Annotated in this window: 13 protein-coding genes; 5 read left to right on the plus strand and 8 right to left on the minus strand. The window is 73.2% G+C overall.

Annotation, left to right across the window (positions count from 1 at the left end; genetic code table 11):
• The first annotated feature begins 99 nt into the window (after positions 1 to 99).
• The 3 genes from ABZ810_RS01425 to ABZ810_RS01435 all read left to right on the plus strand — a co-directional run bounded on the left by ABZ810_RS01425 (position 100) and on the right by ABZ810_RS01435 (position 2,711).
• On the plus strand, positions 100 to 843 hold the full coding sequence (locus ABZ810_RS01425; protein ID WP_358397741.1) for a GntR family transcriptional regulator: 744 nt from the start codon (positions 100 to 102) through the stop codon (positions 841 to 843).
• 99 nt (positions 844 to 942) lie between these two features.
• Positions 943 to 1,896: an ATP-binding cassette domain-containing protein gene (locus ABZ810_RS01430; protein WP_358397744.1), complete on the plus strand. Its 954-nt coding sequence runs from the start codon at positions 943 to 945 to the stop codon at positions 1,894 to 1,896.
• Complete coding sequence (locus ABZ810_RS01435) at positions 1,893 to 2,711, plus strand: ABC transporter permease (protein ID WP_358397746.1); 819 nt, start codon at positions 1,893 to 1,895, stop codon at positions 2,709 to 2,711. The genes ABZ810_RS01430 and ABZ810_RS01435 overlap by 4 nt, the downstream gene beginning before the upstream one ends.
• Here ABZ810_RS01435 and ABZ810_RS01440 read toward each other — a convergent pair.
• On the minus strand, positions 2,708 to 5,935 hold the full coding sequence (locus ABZ810_RS01440) for a BTAD domain-containing putative transcriptional regulator (RefSeq protein WP_358397749.1): 3,228 nt from the start codon (positions 5,933 to 5,935) through the stop codon (positions 2,708 to 2,710). The genes ABZ810_RS01435 and ABZ810_RS01440 overlap by 4 nt on opposite strands.
• A 115-nt stretch (positions 5,936 to 6,050) precedes the next feature.
• Here ABZ810_RS01440 and ABZ810_RS01445 point away from each other — a divergent pair, with 115 nt between their 5' ends.
• Complete coding sequence (locus ABZ810_RS01445) at positions 6,051 to 6,890, plus strand: NAD(P)H-binding protein (RefSeq protein WP_358397751.1); 840 nt, start codon at positions 6,051 to 6,053, stop codon at positions 6,888 to 6,890.
• Positions 6,891 to 7,056: 166 nt separating this feature from the next.
• Here the strand turns inward: ABZ810_RS01445 and ABZ810_RS01450 are convergent, their stop codons facing one another.
• From ABZ810_RS01450 to ABZ810_RS01465, 4 genes are all read right to left on the minus strand, one after another.
• Positions 7,057 to 8,268 carry an Ig-like domain-containing protein gene (locus ABZ810_RS01450; protein ID WP_358397753.1) on the minus strand — a complete coding sequence of 404 codons (1,212 nt, stop codon included), beginning with the start codon at positions 8,266 to 8,268 and terminating at the stop codon, positions 7,057 to 7,059.
• Positions 8,269 to 8,368: 100 nt separating this feature from the next.
• On the minus strand, positions 8,369 to 10,189 hold the full coding sequence (locus tag ABZ810_RS01455; protein ID WP_358397756.1) for a GMC family oxidoreductase: 1,821 nt from the start codon (positions 10,187 to 10,189) through the stop codon (positions 8,369 to 8,371).
• A gap of 167 nt (positions 10,190 to 10,356) precedes the next feature.
• Positions 10,357 to 11,484, minus strand: a complete 1,128-nt coding sequence (locus ABZ810_RS01460; protein ID WP_358397759.1) for a glycerate kinase — start codon at positions 11,482 to 11,484, stop codon at positions 10,357 to 10,359.
• A 26-nt stretch (positions 11,485 to 11,510) separates the two neighbouring features.
• Entirely contained in the window at positions 11,511 to 13,169 is a 1,659-nt protein-coding gene (locus ABZ810_RS01465; protein ID WP_358397761.1) for an L-lactate permease, read from the minus strand.
• Positions 13,170 to 13,293: 124 nt separating this feature from the next.
• On the opposite strand from ABZ810_RS01465, the gene ABZ810_RS01470 reads away from it, so the two are divergent.
• Positions 13,294 to 13,944: a GntR family transcriptional regulator gene (locus ABZ810_RS01470; protein ID WP_358397764.1), complete on the plus strand. Its 651-nt coding sequence runs from the start codon at positions 13,294 to 13,296 to the stop codon at positions 13,942 to 13,944.
• Between the two features lie 83 nt (positions 13,945 to 14,027).
• On the opposite strand, the gene ABZ810_RS01475 is transcribed toward ABZ810_RS01470, so the two are convergent.
• The 3 genes from ABZ810_RS01475 to ABZ810_RS01485 are packed head-to-tail and all read right to left on the minus strand — an operon-like array spanning position 14,028 to position 15,671.
• Positions 14,028 to 14,498, minus strand: a complete 471-nt coding sequence (locus ABZ810_RS01475; protein ID WP_358397767.1) for an NUDIX domain-containing protein — start codon at positions 14,496 to 14,498, stop codon at positions 14,028 to 14,030.
• Entirely contained in the window at positions 14,498 to 14,935 is a 438-nt protein-coding gene (locus ABZ810_RS01480) for an SRPBCC family protein (RefSeq protein ID WP_358397770.1), read from the minus strand. The genes ABZ810_RS01475 and ABZ810_RS01480 overlap by 1 nt, the downstream gene beginning before the upstream one ends.
• A 46-nt stretch (positions 14,936 to 14,981) precedes the next feature.
• Entirely contained in the window at positions 14,982 to 15,671 is a 690-nt protein-coding gene (locus ABZ810_RS01485) for a sulfotransferase family protein (RefSeq protein WP_358397772.1), read from the minus strand.
• Positions 15,672 to 15,750 lie beyond the last annotated feature (79 nt).

Below are 15,750 nucleotides of genomic sequence, written 5' to 3' on the forward strand. Positions count from 1 at the left end.
GATCGCGCTATAACGTTCGGTAAGCTGAGTACACAGCTTGAACCTGGGTACTCAGATTGTCAAGCTGGGACGGAACCGTCCGCGACCTCGGAGTCACCCTTGTCTCAGCCCGTCTATCTGCGCATCGCCGATGATCTCCGCCGGCAGATCGTCGACGGTCGGCTTGCGCCGGGCGACCGGGTGCCCTCGCGCCACGAGCTGGCGCGCGAGTACGAGGTGTCCGACCGCGTCGCGGTGGAGGCCGTCCGCCTGCTCTCGGCCGAGGGCTACCTGGAGTCACGGCCGGGCGCGGGCACGTTCGTGCGCACCAGACCCACGGTCAGGAGGCTCACGCGCAGCTGGTACCGGGAGGACCGCGCCGGTTCGCCGTTCGCCGCCGACATGGAGGCGCAGGGCCGGGCCGGCAGCTGGCGCTCGTCGTCGGAGACCACGACGGCCACCCCGGCGATCGCCGGACGGCTGGAGATCGCCGAGGGCGACCCGGTCATGCGGACCCGGTACGTCTACCTGGCCGACGACGAGCCGCTGATGGTGTCCACGTCCTGGGAGCCCCTGGCGGTCACGCGCGGCACGCCGGTCATGTTCCCGGAGGAGGGGCCGCACGCCGGCACGGGCGTCGTCGCCCGGATGCGGGCGATCGGGCTCCAGCCGACCCAGGCCACGGAGGTCGTGACGGCGCGGGCGATCCTGGCCGGCGAGGCCGAGTCGCTGAGCTCGCGGATCGGCGCCGTGGTCATGGTGATCCAGCGCACCTACCGCAGCGGAGGGCGGCCGGTCGAGACCGCCGACATCGTGGTCCCGGTCGACCGGCTGGAGCTGGCCTACGAGATCCCGGTCTCCTGACCGGCGGACCTCGCGCGGTCTCGTGCCGCGCGTGGTGCCGAAGGCGGACCGAAACCGCCTGAAACCGAGGTGAAGCCGGGGGGCCGCAGGCTCTGCGGCATGAACACGTCAACTCCCGCGCGGTCGGCGATCCACGTGGCCGGCCTGCGCAAGTCGTTCGGCGACAAGGTCGTCCTCGACGGCATCGACCTCGACGTGCCGCGCGGCTCGGTCCTCTCGCTGCTCGGCCCCAACGGCGCCGGCAAGACCACCATGGTCCAGATCCTGTCCACGCTGATCGGCGCCGACGGCGGCGACGTGTCGATCGGCGGCCGCGACCTGGCCACCGACCCGGACGGCGTCCGCGGCATGATCGGCGTCACCGGGCAGTACTCGGCGACCGACTTCCTGCTGACCGGCGAGGAGAACCTCCGCCTGATGGGCGACCTCCACCACCTCGGCAGGCGGCGGAGCCGGCGGCGCGCCGCCGAGCTGCTGGAACGCTTCGACCTCGTCGAGGCGGCCGGAAAGTCGCCCATCACCTACTCGGGCGGCATGCGGCGGCGGCTCGACCTGGCGATGACGCTCATCGGCGAGCCGCAGATCATCTTCCTGGACGAGCCGACGACGGGGCTCGACCCGCGCAGCCGCCGGACCATGTGGGACGTCATCCGGCGGCTCGTCGCGGACGGTGTGACGATCTTCCTGACCACGCAGTACCTGGAGGAGGCCGACCAGCTCGCCGACCGGATCGCGCTGCTCGACGGCGGCAGGCTGGTCGCCGAGGGCACCGCGGCGGAGCTCAAGCGCATGGTGCCCGGCGGCCACGTCCGGCTGAAGTTCGCGGACGAACGCGGGCTCCGGGCGGCGGTGCGCGTCCTGGGCGGGGTGCCGCGCGCCGAGGACGACCTCACCCTCCAGGTGCCCGGCGACGGCGGCGTCGCGTCGCTGCGGGTGCTGCTCGGCGCGCTCGACGCCGAGCGGATCGAGGTCGTGGACCTGTCGATCCACACGCCCGACCTCGACGACGTCTTCCTGTCCCTCACCGGCCGCACCGAGGAGACCGTGCGATGAGCGCCACCCTGGCCTACGCCGTGTCCGACACCACGACGATGTTGCGGCGCAGCATCAGGCGCATGATGCGCTACCCGTCCATGACGCTGGTGCTCATCGGCCTGCCGATCATCTTCCTGCTGCTGTTCGTGTACGTCTTCGGCGGCACGCTCGGCGACGGGCTCGGCGGCGCCGCGGGGGGCACCACGGAGGGCGGGGGACGCCAGGCGTACATCAACTACGTGACCCCGGGCGTGCTGCTCCTGGCCGTGGTCGGCACCGCGACCGCGACGGCCGTCATGGTCTCGACGGACATGACCGAGGGGATCGTGGCGCGGTTCCGCACGATGCGGATCTTCCGGCCGTCGATCCTGACCGCGCACGTCATCGGCAGCATGATCCAGACTCTGCTCGGCATGGCGATCGTGCTCGGGGTGGCGTTCCTCATCGGGTTCCGGTCGAACGCGACGCCGGTCGAGTGGCTGGCCGCGACGGGCGTCCTCGCCCTCCTCGTCCTCGCGATCACCTGGCTGGCCGTCGGGATGGGCCTGGTCGCGAGCACCCCGGAGTCGGCGAGCAACATGCCGATGCCGCTGATGCTCCTGCCGTTCCTGGGCAGCGGGTTCGTGCCGACCGACTCGATGCCGGCCTGGCTCGGCACGTTCGCCGAGTACCAGCCGTTCACGCCGGTCAACGAGACCGTCCGCGGCCTCCTGCTGGGGACGCCGATCGGCCACAGCGCCTGGATCGCCGTCGCCTGGTGCACCGGGATCACGGTCGTCTGCTTCCTCTGGTCGCTGAGCCTGTTCGACCGCGAGCCGAGGCCGGCGCGTTAACGGGCGGGCCGCTCCCGCAACGCCGCCAGCGCCACGACCCGCAGATCGCCCGGATCGAGACCGGCGTACTCCGAGACCGCCTCGGCGTACGCCGGTCCGTCGGCCTTCTCCGCCGCCGCGCGGGCCCGCTCGGTCTTCATGGTCGGCTGGGTGCGCCGCAGGTAGGCGAAGCGCTCCGCCAGCGCGACGAGCCGGGCCCCCGAACGCGCGGCGGCCCGGTCGCCGGTGCGCGCGGCCCGGTCGATGTCGACCATCCCCACCGCGAGCAGCCCGGTCCCGCAGATCGGCATCTCGACCAGGTAGGCCGGCGGATGGGGCATCGGGTGCAGCAGCAGCGGGGGAAGCCTGGCCAGCAGGTCGTCGACGAGGTCTCCGGCGAGGTCGAGCCGGCCGCGCTGGGCGTGCGCGACCACGGCGGCGGCCAGGGTCTCCATGCTCCACGGCTCCGGGCCCGGCGGCCCGCTCCGGTAGATCTCGTCGGTGCCGTCGTCCCACGACGCGGCGGCCGTGCGCCACACCGCCAGGCCCTCCTCGTCCCGCCCGCGGCTGAGGAGGATCTCCGCCCGCGAGCCGAGGACCGCCGGGAGGTAACCGAAGTTCTCGTCCGCGGAGTGGGTCCGGGTCGCCAGGTCCAGCCAGCGTTCCGCCTCGTCGGCGTTCCCGCGCGCCAGGTTGCCCAGGACCATGCCGAAGCTGATGCTCTCCCGCAGGTGCCTCGGCGTGATCTCCTCCGCGAGCCGCATCGCCGCCTCGACCTGCCGGACGGCGTCCTCGCCACGTTCGAGCTGGACGGACATCTCGGCGAGCCGGGAGTGGACGTTGTAGCGCATCCAGGGTTGCCGGGCCCGCTCGAACTCGCGCAGCGCCCGTTCCGTCGCCTCCATCGCCCGTTCCATGTCGGGCAGGTGCTCGTAGACGTAGCTGATCCACAGGTTGGCGGTGCCGGCCAGCAACGGCTCGCCGGATTCGGCCAGCGGCAGCAGCTCCTCCAGGCCGGAGCGGGGCGCGTCGGGCGCGGCGACCAGAACGGTCGCCAGGGCCTGGGCCAGTGTCGCCGGCGGCGCCGGGGGCAGCTCGCGCAGCGCGTCGATCGAGTGCCGCTCGTACGGGCCCTGCATGAACGAGCTCAGGGCGCAGATGGCCAGGGCGCCCCGGGTGACCTCGACGAGCTCCGGCTCGGGACGGAAACGCGACAACGCCGCGGCCGTCTCCCCGGCCAGTTCCGCCAGCCGCGCGAAGCTGCCCGAGACGAACCACAGGCTGCTGAGAAGGGTGAACGCGCCGGCGACCGTGGCCCGGTCGGACCGGTCGAACCCGTGCCGCAACGCCTGCAGCAGGTTGTCCTGCTCTTCCCTGACACGCTCGATGGCGGCGGCCGAGCCCGAGGCGCCGAAGGCCGCCCCGTGGTGCGCGACGGCGAAGTCACGCGCCCAGCCGAGGAACGCCGCCATGGCCTGTTCGGCCTCGCCCGCCGCGTCCCGCTCGGCCGCGCTGAACTCCCGTACGGTCTCCAGCATCCGGAACCGGGTGCCGCCGCCCGCCGTCTCGGAGACCTTGAGCAGCGACTGGTCGACCAGGTGCTCGAGCGCCTCGAACGGATCCGCGGCGCTCGTGGCGCCCGCGCCGCCGGCGCCGCCGAGCAGCCGCGCCGCGGTGTCCGCGGTGAAGCCGTCGGGGAGGACCGACAACATCCGCATCGCGGCCCGTTCGCCCGGGGCGAGCAGGTTCCAGCTCCAGTCCACGACGGCGTGCAGGGTCCGGTGCCGTTCGGGGGCGTCGCGCGGGCCGCCGCGCAGCACGGCGAAGCGGTCGCGGAGGCGGCGGGAGATCTCGGCGACCGACATGACCTTGACCCGCGCCGCCGCCAGCTCGACCGCGAGCGGCAGGCCGTCCAGGTGACCGCACAACGCGCGGACGTCGGCGGCGGGCAGCGGGACGCCGGGCCGCACCGCGCGGGCACGCTGCTCGAACAGCTCGACGGCCGTCTCCAGGCTCAGCTCGGGGAGCGGGTACACCGACTCCGACGTCAGGCCCAGCGGGGCCCGGCTGGTGGTGAGCACCCGCACGCCCTTGCTCATGGAGACCAGCGCCCGGACGAGCTCGGCGGCGCCGTCGATCACCTGCTCGCAGTTGTCGAGCACCAGCAGCACCGGACCGGAGCCGAGGGCGTGCAGGATGCCCGGCAGGACCTCCGCCGACGTCGGCCTGCGGGCGGGGCCGGGGCCGCCCCACGCCTCGGCGACGTCCAGCGCGGAGGCGACCTCGCCCGCCACGTCGGCGTCGTTCCGGACGCCCGCCAGCGGTACGAAATGCACCACGCGCTGCTCGGCGCGGCGGCTCACCGCGTGCGCCAGCCGGGTCTTGCCCAGCCCGCCGGGCCCGACGACAGAGGTGACCCGCGAGGTGCGCAGCAGGCCGGTCACGGCGGCGATGTCGGCGCCCCGGCCGAGGAAGGCGTTGGGCTCGTGCCGGACGCCGTGGCGGACGGGCGGCGCCTCGTCCTCCAGAAGCCCGCGCTGGACCGCCCGGAGCTCGGCGCCCGGGTCGGTGCCCAGCTCGTCGCGCAGCCCGCGCCGGTACGCCTCGTACCGTTCCAGCGCCGCGGAGGGCCCGGCCGCCGCGGCCTCGCACCGCAGCAGCTCGGCCAGGATCTCCTCGTCGCGCGGGGCGTCGCGGAGGAGGCCGGTCAGCGGCTCCACGGCCTCGGCCGCGCGACCCGTGCCCCGGAGGGACAGCGCCCTGACGCGGGCCAGCGAACGGTGGGCGGCCATACGTTCGGCCCGCAGCGCCGCCACCGGGTCGCCGGGCGGCGCGTCGCCACCGGGGCCGGGGCCGGGGCCGTCGAAGAGCGCCAGGCCCTCCTCCGCCCGCGCGAGCGCGCCGGCGTGGTCGCCCGCGGCCCGCAGCCGCACCGCCTCCGCCGCGCGGAGCAGGACCACCGAGGCGTCGACCTGCTCCTCGTCCAGCGTCAGCCGGTAGCCGGTGGGGGTGCTGTCGATGAGATCGGCGCCGAGCCGCGACCTGGTACGGGACACGATCACCTGGAGGGCCTTGGCCGGGTGCTCCGGCCGCTCCTCCGGCCAGAGCTCCGCCACGAGCCGCGCCGTGCCGCACCCGGCGCGGAGCTCTCCGGCCAGCAGGGCCAGCAGACCGCGCGACCGGGCCCCGGAGACCTCGCGCCCCCGGCAGACCACCCGCGTCAGCAGCGTCAGCTCGATGGTCACCGGCTCAGGCTAACCAGAACGGACGGCGATGGCCCGATCAGGCCGAGTCGATCAGTGGAACAAAGTATTCCGTTCTGATACTGTCAAGGCATCACGGAAGAGAAGGAGATCCACGATGTTCCTGGTCATCGGAGCTACCGCGCACTTCGGCCGGCAGACCGTCGAGGCCCTGCACGAGGAGGGCCGCCCGGTGCGGGCGCTCACTCGCAGCCCCGAGAAGGCCGGGCTCCCCGAGGGCGTCGAGGTGGTCCAGGGCGACCTGGCCGTGCCCGAGACGTTCGCCGCCGCGCTCGACGGCGTGACGGCCGTCCTCCTCGTGCTGCCGTACGGGCTGGACGCGACGGCGTTCCTGGAGGCCGCGGCCAAGTCGGGCGTGGGCCGGATCGTCTTCCTGTCGTCGGGTGCCGTGGCCGACGGGGTGGACGAGCAGGCGGACGTGATCGCGGCCTACCACGCGGGGGTCGAGCGGGCGATCACGGCGACCGGCGTTCCCGCCACCATGCTGCGGATCATGTTCCCGGCGATCAACTCGCTGGCGTTCGGCATGCAGCTCCAGGGCGGCGACGTGATCCGCGGCGCCTACGCGGACGCCGCGTTCTCGATGATCCACGAGCGGGACGTCGCCGACGTCGCGGCCCGGGTGCTGACCGGCGACGGTCACGAGGGCCGGGTGTACGAGCTCGCCGGCGCGGCGTCCCTCACTCAAGCCGAGCAGGTGCGCGTCCTCGGTGAGGCGCTCGGCCGCCCGCTCCGCTTCGAGGAGGTCCCCGACCGCCCGCTGCGCGAGCAGATGGGCGAATTCATGGACCCGGACTTCGTCAACGCGCTGTTCGACCTGATGGCCGCGACCGTGGGGAGGCCCGCGCCGGTCAACTCCGTGGTCGAGGACATCACCGGTCACGAGCCGCGCACGTACGCCCAGTGGGCGTCCGAGCACGCGGGCGACTTCGCCTGAGGCCGCTCGTGCTGACGACGGGCCCGTGCGCGTGTGCGCGGGCCCGTCGCCGTGGCCCCGGAGTGAGAGTGGTCCGGGGCGCGGAGGCGGCCGGTGGTCAGCCCGCCGAGGCGGCCTCGCGGCGGGCGCTGATGGTGTCGAAGCCGGGGATGCGGGACGAGGTCTGCTAAGCGAGCGGGGCCGTGGTGACCGGCTGCTTCAGGACGCCGCCCTGCGCCCACTTGTCGAAGGACATCTGCCAGTAGCCCCAGCCGTTCCACCACTCCAGGTCGCGCTTGGTGCCGGTGATGGTGACGATGTCGCCGCGGTGGGCCCAGTTGTAGAGCCATTTGGCGTCGTCGCCCGGCGAGCGCACGCAGCCGTGGCTGCAGTTGGCGCGGCCCAGGCAGCTCGGGTCGGACATGTTCTGGTGGATGTACTCGCCGCTGTTGGAGATGCGGGTCGCCCACGGGATCTGCTCGTCGTAGTAGCCCGGGTCGCCCTTCTTCTTGCCCGGCGAGATCATGCGCTCCATCCGGCTGCGGTCCATGGTCAGGTGCACGCCGCTGGTGGTGAGCAGCCGGTCGACGCCGTCCTTGACCTCGCCGCCGGAGCCGAGGCTGACGCCCCAGCTGCGGACCGTGCGGCCGTTCTTCCTGGCCACCAGCCGGTGGGTCTTGGCGTTGATGGTGATGGTGTGCGAGTCGCCGACCGAGAAGGTGCGGGTGACGTCCTTGTCGCCGAACACGCTGTCGCCGATCTTGAGGCCCGCGTAGTGCACGGTGACCGACACCTTCTGGCGCGGCTTCCACGGCTCGCGCGGCCGGAAGACCAGCGACGGCAGCCCGTTGAACGACTCGCCCGCGGCGAGCCAGCGCCAGGCGCCCTCGGTGGGCGTGCTCGACTTGATCTCGACGGCCTTCTCCACCAGCGGGCGGGCCTTCTCCGGCACCGCCTTGGTGAACTGGATGAACACCGGCATGCCGGTGCCGACGGTCTCGCCCTGGCTCGGCACCACGTTGTTGATCTTCGTGGCGGCGGTGTCGGTGACCGTGCGGAACGCGCTGGTGGCCGTGGTGGTCTTGCCCTTGGACGAGGTCGCCGTGGCCGACACCTGGTAACGCCCGCCGGGCACCAGCGTCCACGCGGACTTCCAGCTGGTCTTGTCCTGCGACAACGTCCCGGGCACGTCGGCGCCCCCGAGCTTCACCGCGACCTGGCTGAGCGTGCCGCCCGCGGCGCTGATCGCGACGCCCGCGTCGGGCCGCGCCGAACCGCTGCCGTTGGCCGGCGTGATGGTCAGCTTGGGCGAGCCGTCCTCACCGCCCGTGCTGGTGGACCCGCCCCCGCCGCCTCCGCCGGAGCAGGCCGCCGTCGCCATTCCGACGACGAGTGCCATCACCAAGGCCTTACCGCGCACCCGATATCCCCCTCATAGCTCCGCATCGAGTCTGGATCATCTGATGCCCGCCTGAGGGGGAAGGTTCATCACCGTTGGGTCACAGTTGTGGACCTGGCGTTTGGGGCTCCTGTTCGGCCTGCGCCCGTTCCTGCTCGGCGGGCGTCTCCTCGTCCCCCGCCGCCACCGTGGGCGGGCGCAGGGCGGCCGGTGCGTGCGCGGGAACGGCGGGCTTCCGAGGCCGGACGGGGTCGAGCCGCCGGTACGCCTCGCCGGGCGCCGGACGGGCGTCCTCGTCGCCGCGGTTGGGCCAGAACGCCAGGGCGCGCTCGGCCTGGGCCGTGATCGTGAGCGAGGGGTTGACGCCGAGGTTGGCGGTGATCGCCGAGCCGTCCACGATGTGCAGCCCGGGGTGCCCGTAGACGCGGTGGTACGGGTCGATGACCCCGGTCTCCGGGGAGTCGCCGATCACGCAACCGCCGATGAAGTGCGCGGTCGTCGGGATGTTGAACAGGTCGAACCACGTGCCGCCCGGGGTCGCGTCCAGCTCCTCGCCCAGCATCCGGACGGCGTCGTGCGCGACCGGGATCCAGGTCGGGTTGGGCTCGCCGAGGCCGTGCCGCGCGGTGAGCCGGCGGCGGCGCAGCAGGCCGCGCCGCTTCTCGGTGACGGTCACCGAGTTGTCGGCCGTCTGCATGACCAGCGCGATGATCGTCCGCTTGGACCAGTCCTTGACCGAGAGCCCGCGCAGGATGATGCCGGGCTTGCGCACCGACTCGACCAGGAACTTCGCCCATCGCGGCGCCCGCCCGCCACCGTCGATGAGCAGCGTCCTGATCAGCCCCATCAGGTTGTCGCCCGGCCCGTAGCGGGTGGGCTCGATGTGGGTGTTGGCGTCCGGGTGGAAGGACGAGGTGATCGCCAGGCCGGTGCTGTGGTCGACGTCGCCCTTGCGGTGCCAGCCGGTCATGCGCTCCACGCCGAGCAGCGCCTCGGAGTTGGTGCGGGTGAGCTCGCCGAGCCGGTCCGAGATGCCGGGCAGCTTTCCGCCCGCGCGCATGCGGTGCAGGAGCCGCTGCGTGCCGTACGTCCCGGCCGCCAGGACGACCTGCTCGGCGGTCAGCGTGCGCCGCCGGGCCGGGAGGGCCCGCGTCCGGCCGACCTCGACCCGGTAACCGCCGTCCGCGCCGGGGGAGAGCGCGGTGACCGTGGTGTCGGGGAGCACCTTCACCCCGGCCTGCTCGGCCAGGTACAGGTAGTTCTTCACGAGGGTGTTCTTGGCGCCGACCTTGCAGCCGACCATGCACCCGCCGCACGCGGTGCACACGCTGCGCCGGGGGCCCGCGCCGCCGAAGTAGGGGTCGTCGGTCTCCTCACCGGGCTCGGTCGTGTCGTCGCCGAAGTAGACGCCCACCGGGGTCGGATGCCAGGTGTCGCCCACGCCCATGCGCTTGGCGACCGTCTGCATCGCCACGTCCGCCGGGGTGACGAGGGGGTTGAGCGTCACGCCCAGCATGCGCTTGGCCTGGTCGTAGAACGGCGACAGCTCGGCCTGCCAGTCGGTGATGTGGCCCCACTGGCGGTCGGTGAAGAACGGCCGGGGCGGCTCGTACAGGGTGTTGGCGTACACCAGCGAACCGCCGCCGACGCCGGCGCCGGCGAGCACCAGCACGCCCGCCTTGCCCCCGACGAGATGCATGCGCTGGATCCCGCGGAGCCCGAGACGCGGCGCCCAGACGTACCGGGACAGCCGCCACGAGGTCTTGGGCAGGGTGCGTTCGTCGAACCGCCGCCCGGCCTCCAGGACCGCGACGCGGTAGCCCTTCTCGGCCAGGCGCAGCGCGGCCACACTGCCGCCGAAGCCGGATCCGACCACGATCACGTCGAAGTCGTACGGGCGCGTCTCGGGCTCTTCTGTCACACGACACCTCCACGCAGGGTCCCCGGGGAGTAAGGCACCCTACGATCGGCCGCGCCGCGGCGTCGCGCAATCGACGGTGTCTTCATAGTTTTCGCCAGGATTGTCAGCGGAGTGACAATCCTGGGAATCGCGTCCTCCGCGGTCTCGCCCCCGGGCGAGCGCCCGGGTCAGCGGAGCGTCATGCGGCAGACGGCGTAGGCGGTCGCGGTGAGATCGGCGGCGGCGTCGCGCAGCGCGGCGTCGAGGTCGCGGGGACCCTGGCTGATCGACAGGACGGCGGTGGCGCCGCGGTCGTACAGGCGCCGCGCGTCCGGTGTCAGGGTGCCGCCGAGCACCACGCACGGCACGCCCGCCGCCGCGCACGCGTCGACCACCGCGCGGATGGTCTTGCCCGCGTCGGTGCTGGCGTCGACCTTGCCCTCGGCGGTCAGGCAGAGCGCGGCACCGGCGAGCACGTCGTCGAAGCGGGTGAGCTCGCGGATCAGCCCGGCGCCCGGCACCATCTCGGCGCCGAGCGCGAGCAGCGCCGCGCCCAGTCCGCCCGCCGCGCCGCCGCCCGCCGCCGCGTCGGTCCCGTCCCCCTGGCCGGACCCGACGCCCAGCAGCGGGGCGAGGCGGCGCAGCCCGTCGTCGAGAAGCTCGACCATGCCGGGGTCGGCGCCCTTCTGCGGGCCGAAGACCCGCGCCGCGCCGGCCGGCCCGTACAGCGGGCTCACCACGTCGGCGGCCACGACCAGCTCGACCCCGTCCAGCCGTTCGCGGGCGGGGGACAGGTCGACCGAGCGCACGTGCGCCAGGTCGGCGCCGCCGCCGTCGAGACGGCGCCCCCCGGCGTCCAGGATCTCGGCGCCGAGCGCGGCGAGCAGGCCGGTGCCGCCGTCCATGGTCGCGGTGCCGCCGAGGAAGACGACGATGCGCCGCGCACCGTCCTGGGCGGCGGCCAGGATCGGCGCGGCCAGCCCGGCGCTGGAGGCGCGCAGCGGGTCACGTTCGCCCTCGGCCAGCGCGGACCAGCCGACCGCCTCGGCCGCCTCGACGATCGCGGTGCCGTCGTCGAGGCGGCCGACCTTCGCCTGCCAGGGCCGTCCGAACGCGTCCGCGCCCGGGACCTCCAGGACCCGGCCGCCGCGCGCCTCCTGGACGGTGCCGCGCGAACCCTCGCCGCCGTCGGCGAGGGGGTGCTCCACGGGCTCGCCGCCGGCCGCGCGCACTCCCGCGGCCAGGGCGGCGGCGGTCTCCGCCGCGTCGAGGGAGCCGCGCAGCTTGTCGGGGGCGCAGATGACGCGCACGGTCATCGTTCCTTCCGGGTCGGGCGTCCGGGTCAGACGGTCATCCAGCCCAGGACCGGCGTGGACTGCAGGTAGATGAACAGCGCGAACGCGGCGGTGAGCCCGATGCTCCAGCCGATGACCCGGCGGAAGATCGTGCTCTCGCTGCCGGCCATGCCGATCGCCGCCGCCGCGACCGCGAGGTTCTGCGGTGAGATCATCTTGCCCAGGACGCCGCCCGTCGAGTTCGCCGCGGCGAGCAGCACCGGATCGAGCCCGGTCTCCTTGGCCGCGGTCACCTGGAGCACCCCGAACAGCGAGTTGGCCGAGGTGTCCGAGCCGGTCACCGCGACGCCCAGCCAGCCGACGATCGGCGACAGCAGGGCGAACGCCTCGCCGGACTGGGCCAGGGCCGTGCCGAGGGTGGCGGTCTGGCCGGAGAGGTTCATGACCCAGGCGAGCGCGAGCACCGACATCACGGTGATCACCGTCCAGCGCAGCTGGTGCAGCGTGGCGCCGTACGCGCGCAGCGCGCGGCCCGGCGCGACCTTGTAGAGCGCCATCGTGAGCAGGCCCGCGACGAGCAGGATCGTCCCGGCGGCCTTGAGGTGCTCGAACTTGAACGTCATCGCGGCGGCCGGCTTGCCGTCCGGCCCGACCACGTCCAGGCCGGGCCAGGTGAACACGTGGACGCCGTTGGTCGCCAGCCAGTCCTTGACCGGGCCGAGCTGGGTGAACGCGAACAGCACCACGATGATGAGGTACGGGGCGAACGCCATGAGCGCGCTGCCCTCGCCGGACTCGCGGCGCCGCATCTCGGCGTCGAAGTCCTTGCTCCCGGCCTCGCTGTCGACCGAGCCGCCCGCCACGGCGGGCGCCTCGACGCCCTGCCGGGTCTCCGCCGGGGACCACAGGCGCAGGAAGCCGAGCACCACGACGACCGCGAAGACGCCGGCGATGATGTCGGTGACCTCGACGCTCACGTAGTTGGCCGCGAAGAACTGGCCGACGGCGAAGGCGAGCCCGGCCACGACCGCGACCGGCCACGTCTGCCGGACGCCGCGCCTGCCGTCCACCAGGAAGACCAGCACCAGCGGGATGAACGCGGCGATGACCGGGGTCTGCCGGCCCGCCATCGCGCCGAGGTCCTCCAGGGGCAGGCCGGTGACGCCGGCCAGCGTGGTCAGCGGCACGCCCATGCTGCCGAACGCGACCGGCGCGGTGTTGGCGACCAGTGCCACCGTCGCCGCCTTGATCGGCGCGATGCCGACCGCGATCAGCATCACCGCGGTGATCGCGACCGGGGTGCCGAAGCCCGCCAGCGCCTCGATCAGCGCGCCGAAGCAGAACGCGATCAGGATCGCCTGGATGCGCTGGTCCGGCGAGACCGTGCGGATCGACCGGCGCAGCACGCCGAACCAGCCGGTGATCTCGGTGAGCCGGTAGATCCACAGTGCGTTCACCAGGATCCACAGGATGGGGAAGAGGCCGTAGAAGCCACCCTCGGCCGCGCCGGACAGGCCCTGCGACAGCGGCATCTCCCACACGGCGACGGCCAGTGCGATCGACAACACCAGCGCGGTGATCGCCGCGATGTGCGCCTTGACGCGGAACACGCCGAGCAGCACGAACAGGGTGAGCAGGGGGATGGCCGCGCACAGGGCGGAGAGACCGAGCGATCCGCCGAGCGGATCGAGAACCTGGCGGTACACGAGACCTCCTGGGGGTGGGAGCCGTGCTTTGGGAGCGTTCCAGAACGAGGTTCGTATACTTGTAAGACAAGTACTCCCGACAGTCAAGTACTCGTATGGGATAATCCCGCCGAAGGGGGCAGGCATGGCGGGGCGGTTGCAGGCGAGATCACTGGTGGACGCGCTGGTCGCGGAGCTGCGCGAGCGCATCCTCGACGGCCGCCTGACCGGCGGCACGGTGCTCACCGAGAGCTCGGTCGCGGGCGAGTACGAGGTCGCCAGGCCGACCGCCAAGGCCGCCATCGAGCGGCTCGTCAGCGAGGGGCTGCTCCGCCGCGGCGCGCACAAGAGCGCCCGCGTCCCGGTCTTCGACGCCGCCGACGTGGCCGACCTCTACTTCAGCCGGACGGTCCTCGAACGCCAGGTCATGCGCGAGCTGGCGCAGCAGCGCCTGCTCCCGCCCGCCGCGTTGCAGGCCCAGGCCGAGATCCGCGCGCTCGGCGCGCACGGCGGGTCGAGCACCGCGATCGTGGAGCCCGACGTGCGCTTCCACCGCGCCCTCGTGGACGCCCTCGGCAGTCCCCGGCTCAGCCGGGTGCACACGTCGATCATGGCCGAGATGCGGCTCTGCATGGCCCAGGTGCAGGCGTACGAGCTGCTGCGCATCGCCGAGATCGCCGACGAGCACCAGGCCATCCTCGACGCCATCGCCGACGGCGCCCCCGACCGCGCCGACGAGGCCCTCGCCTTCCACCTCACCCGGGCCCGCCACCAGCTCCTCACCAAACTCACCTGACGCGTCGCCCCGGCGCCCGGAAGCGACCGGCACCCCGGCCAACCACCACCGGGCCGTGCCACTGCCCCTGCCGGAGACACGCCCTAGTGGTGCCAGGGGAGACGGACGGGCTCGGCGGGCAGGCGCCCGGTCAGCAGCCGCTCCATCAGCGGGACGAGATCGAACGGGTAGACCGTCTCGCTCGTCGCGGCCAGGTCGTCGAGCCGCCACCAGCGGTGCTCGGCGATGTGGTCGTTCTCGTACGGCTCCAGCCCGGCGGTGTCGACGTCGAACGCCGCCGTGCGGAGCAGGAAGAAGTCGTCGCGGAAAATGCCCTGGGCCCAGTCGAACGCGGCGTGGCCCGAGGTGACCGCGACCACCGGGCCGAGGTCGCCGGGCGCGACGACCAGGCCCGTCTCCTCGCGCAGCTCCCGGCTCGCGGCCTCGGGCAACGTCTCGCCGTCGTCGACGCCGCCGCCCGGCGTGATCCAGCAGTCGGTCCACCGGAACATCAGGAGCCGGCCGGTCTCGTCCACCAGGAGCACGCGGGCCGAACGGCGCCGGTACTCCTCCATCAGGCGAGTTCGGTCTCCAGCTTGGCGAGCTGGCCCTCGTAGATGCGGCGCAGCCCGGACGGGGCGAAGCGGCGTTCGAAGAACCCGCCGACGCCGCCCGCGCCGTCCCAGGTGGACTCGACCTTGACGCGCGCGCCGCTGCCCTCGGGGGCCACCGTCCAGGTGGTCACCAGGGAGGAGTTGGCGTCGCGCTCGACGAGGGTGCGCTCGCCCGGCACGCTGACCGAGACGAGGCAGTCGCGCACCCGCTTGCTGGTGGCGGCCAGTTTCCAGTGCACGACGGTGCCCTCGTCCTGCCCGCCCTCGCGCACCTCGTACTCGCTGAAGTGCTCGGTGAGGATCTTGCGGCGGGCGCCGTCGTAGTCGCCGAGCGCGGTGAACACCTGGTCCGGGCTCGCGGCGAACGTCTTCTCTGCGGTGGCGGTGACCTGTCCCATGGCCGCCATCCTTCCGTAGATCGGCGGGGGCGCCGAACCCGCGTCCTCAGCGGCCGCGCAGGATCAGCCGCAACCGCCGTCGCGGCCGTTTGGCCTGCCAGGCCGCACGGTCGTTGGCCTGCGGGAACGGCTCGTCCGGAACGGGCACGCCGAGGAAGGCGCACAGCGGCTCCCAGCCGTCCCCGGCCTCGAAGACCAGGAGCCGTCCGGGCGGGAGGGCGGCCTCGACCTCGGCGGTGTGGCGTTCGAAGACCTTGATGACGTGCTCGCGGTCGTCGATCCGGCCGTCGAAGATCCGGTCCATGATGGTCGCCCGCGCCATGCGCGGGTAGAGCGCGAAGTCGGGAGAACGCCGGGCGACGAGCCACCGGACCGCGCGGCGGCGCCACGGCTGCTCGCGCCGTTCGGCCAGGGCACTGGCGAAGATGGTCTCGCTGACGCTCGCGTACCACTTCTCCGGGTCGCGCACGGTCAGGATGACCTTCGCGTCCGGATAGTGCTCGGCCAGCTCGCGCCAGTAGGACGCGGCCGGCCAGTCGAGCGCGGACCCGTAGCCGGCGAAGACCTCGTCCCAGCCGGGCCCGCGTCCCTCGCCGACCTCGAGCCACTGGCGCACCCGGTACGGCTCCGCGATGACCTCGGACATGTGGTAGCAGGGGCCGAACCCCAGGAGTTCCAGGGCCGCCTTCAACGAGCGGGTGCCCGTCCGGCCGAAGCCCGCACCGATCACCTTCACGGTCTGATCCGTTTCTGATGTGCGCTGTCTATCTTCGCGGGGGCGACAAGCCGGTTGTATGACGGTATCGCCGATCTGG

The sequence above is a fragment of the Spirillospora sp. NPDC047279 genome, from assembly GCF_040643285.1.
Lineage (GTDB): Bacteria > Actinomycetota > Actinomycetes > Streptosporangiales > Streptosporangiaceae > Spirillospora.

Bases quoted from the DNA above. Each gene is read 5' to 3' on its own strand.
- ABZ810_RS01445 (WP_358397751.1), top strand. From the start codon at position 6,051: ATGTTCCTGGTCATCGGAGCTACCGCGCACTTCGGCCGGCAGACCGTC.
- ABZ810_RS01430 (WP_358397744.1), top strand. From the start codon at position 943: ATGAACACGTCAACTCCCGCGCGGTCGGCGATCCACGTGGCCGGCCTG.
- ABZ810_RS01435 (WP_358397746.1), top strand. From the start codon at position 1,893: ATGAGCGCCACCCTGGCCTACGCCGTGTCCGACACCACGACGATGTTG.
- ABZ810_RS01475 (WP_358397767.1), bottom strand. From the start codon at position 14,498: ATGGAGGAGTACCGGCGCCGTTCGGCCCGCGTGCTCCTGGTGGACGAG.
- ABZ810_RS01450 (WP_358397753.1), bottom strand. From the start codon at position 8,268: ATGGCACTCGTCGTCGGAATGGCGACGGCGGCCTGCTCCGGCGGAGGC.
- ABZ810_RS01470 (WP_358397764.1), top strand. From the start codon at position 13,294: ATGGCGGGGCGGTTGCAGGCGAGATCACTGGTGGACGCGCTGGTCGCG.
- ABZ810_RS01480 (WP_358397770.1), bottom strand. From the start codon at position 14,935: ATGGGACAGGTCACCGCCACCGCAGAGAAGACGTTCGCCGCGAGCCCG.
- ABZ810_RS01460 (WP_358397759.1), bottom strand. From the start codon at position 11,484: ATGACCGTGCGCGTCATCTGCGCCCCCGACAAGCTGCGCGGCTCCCTC.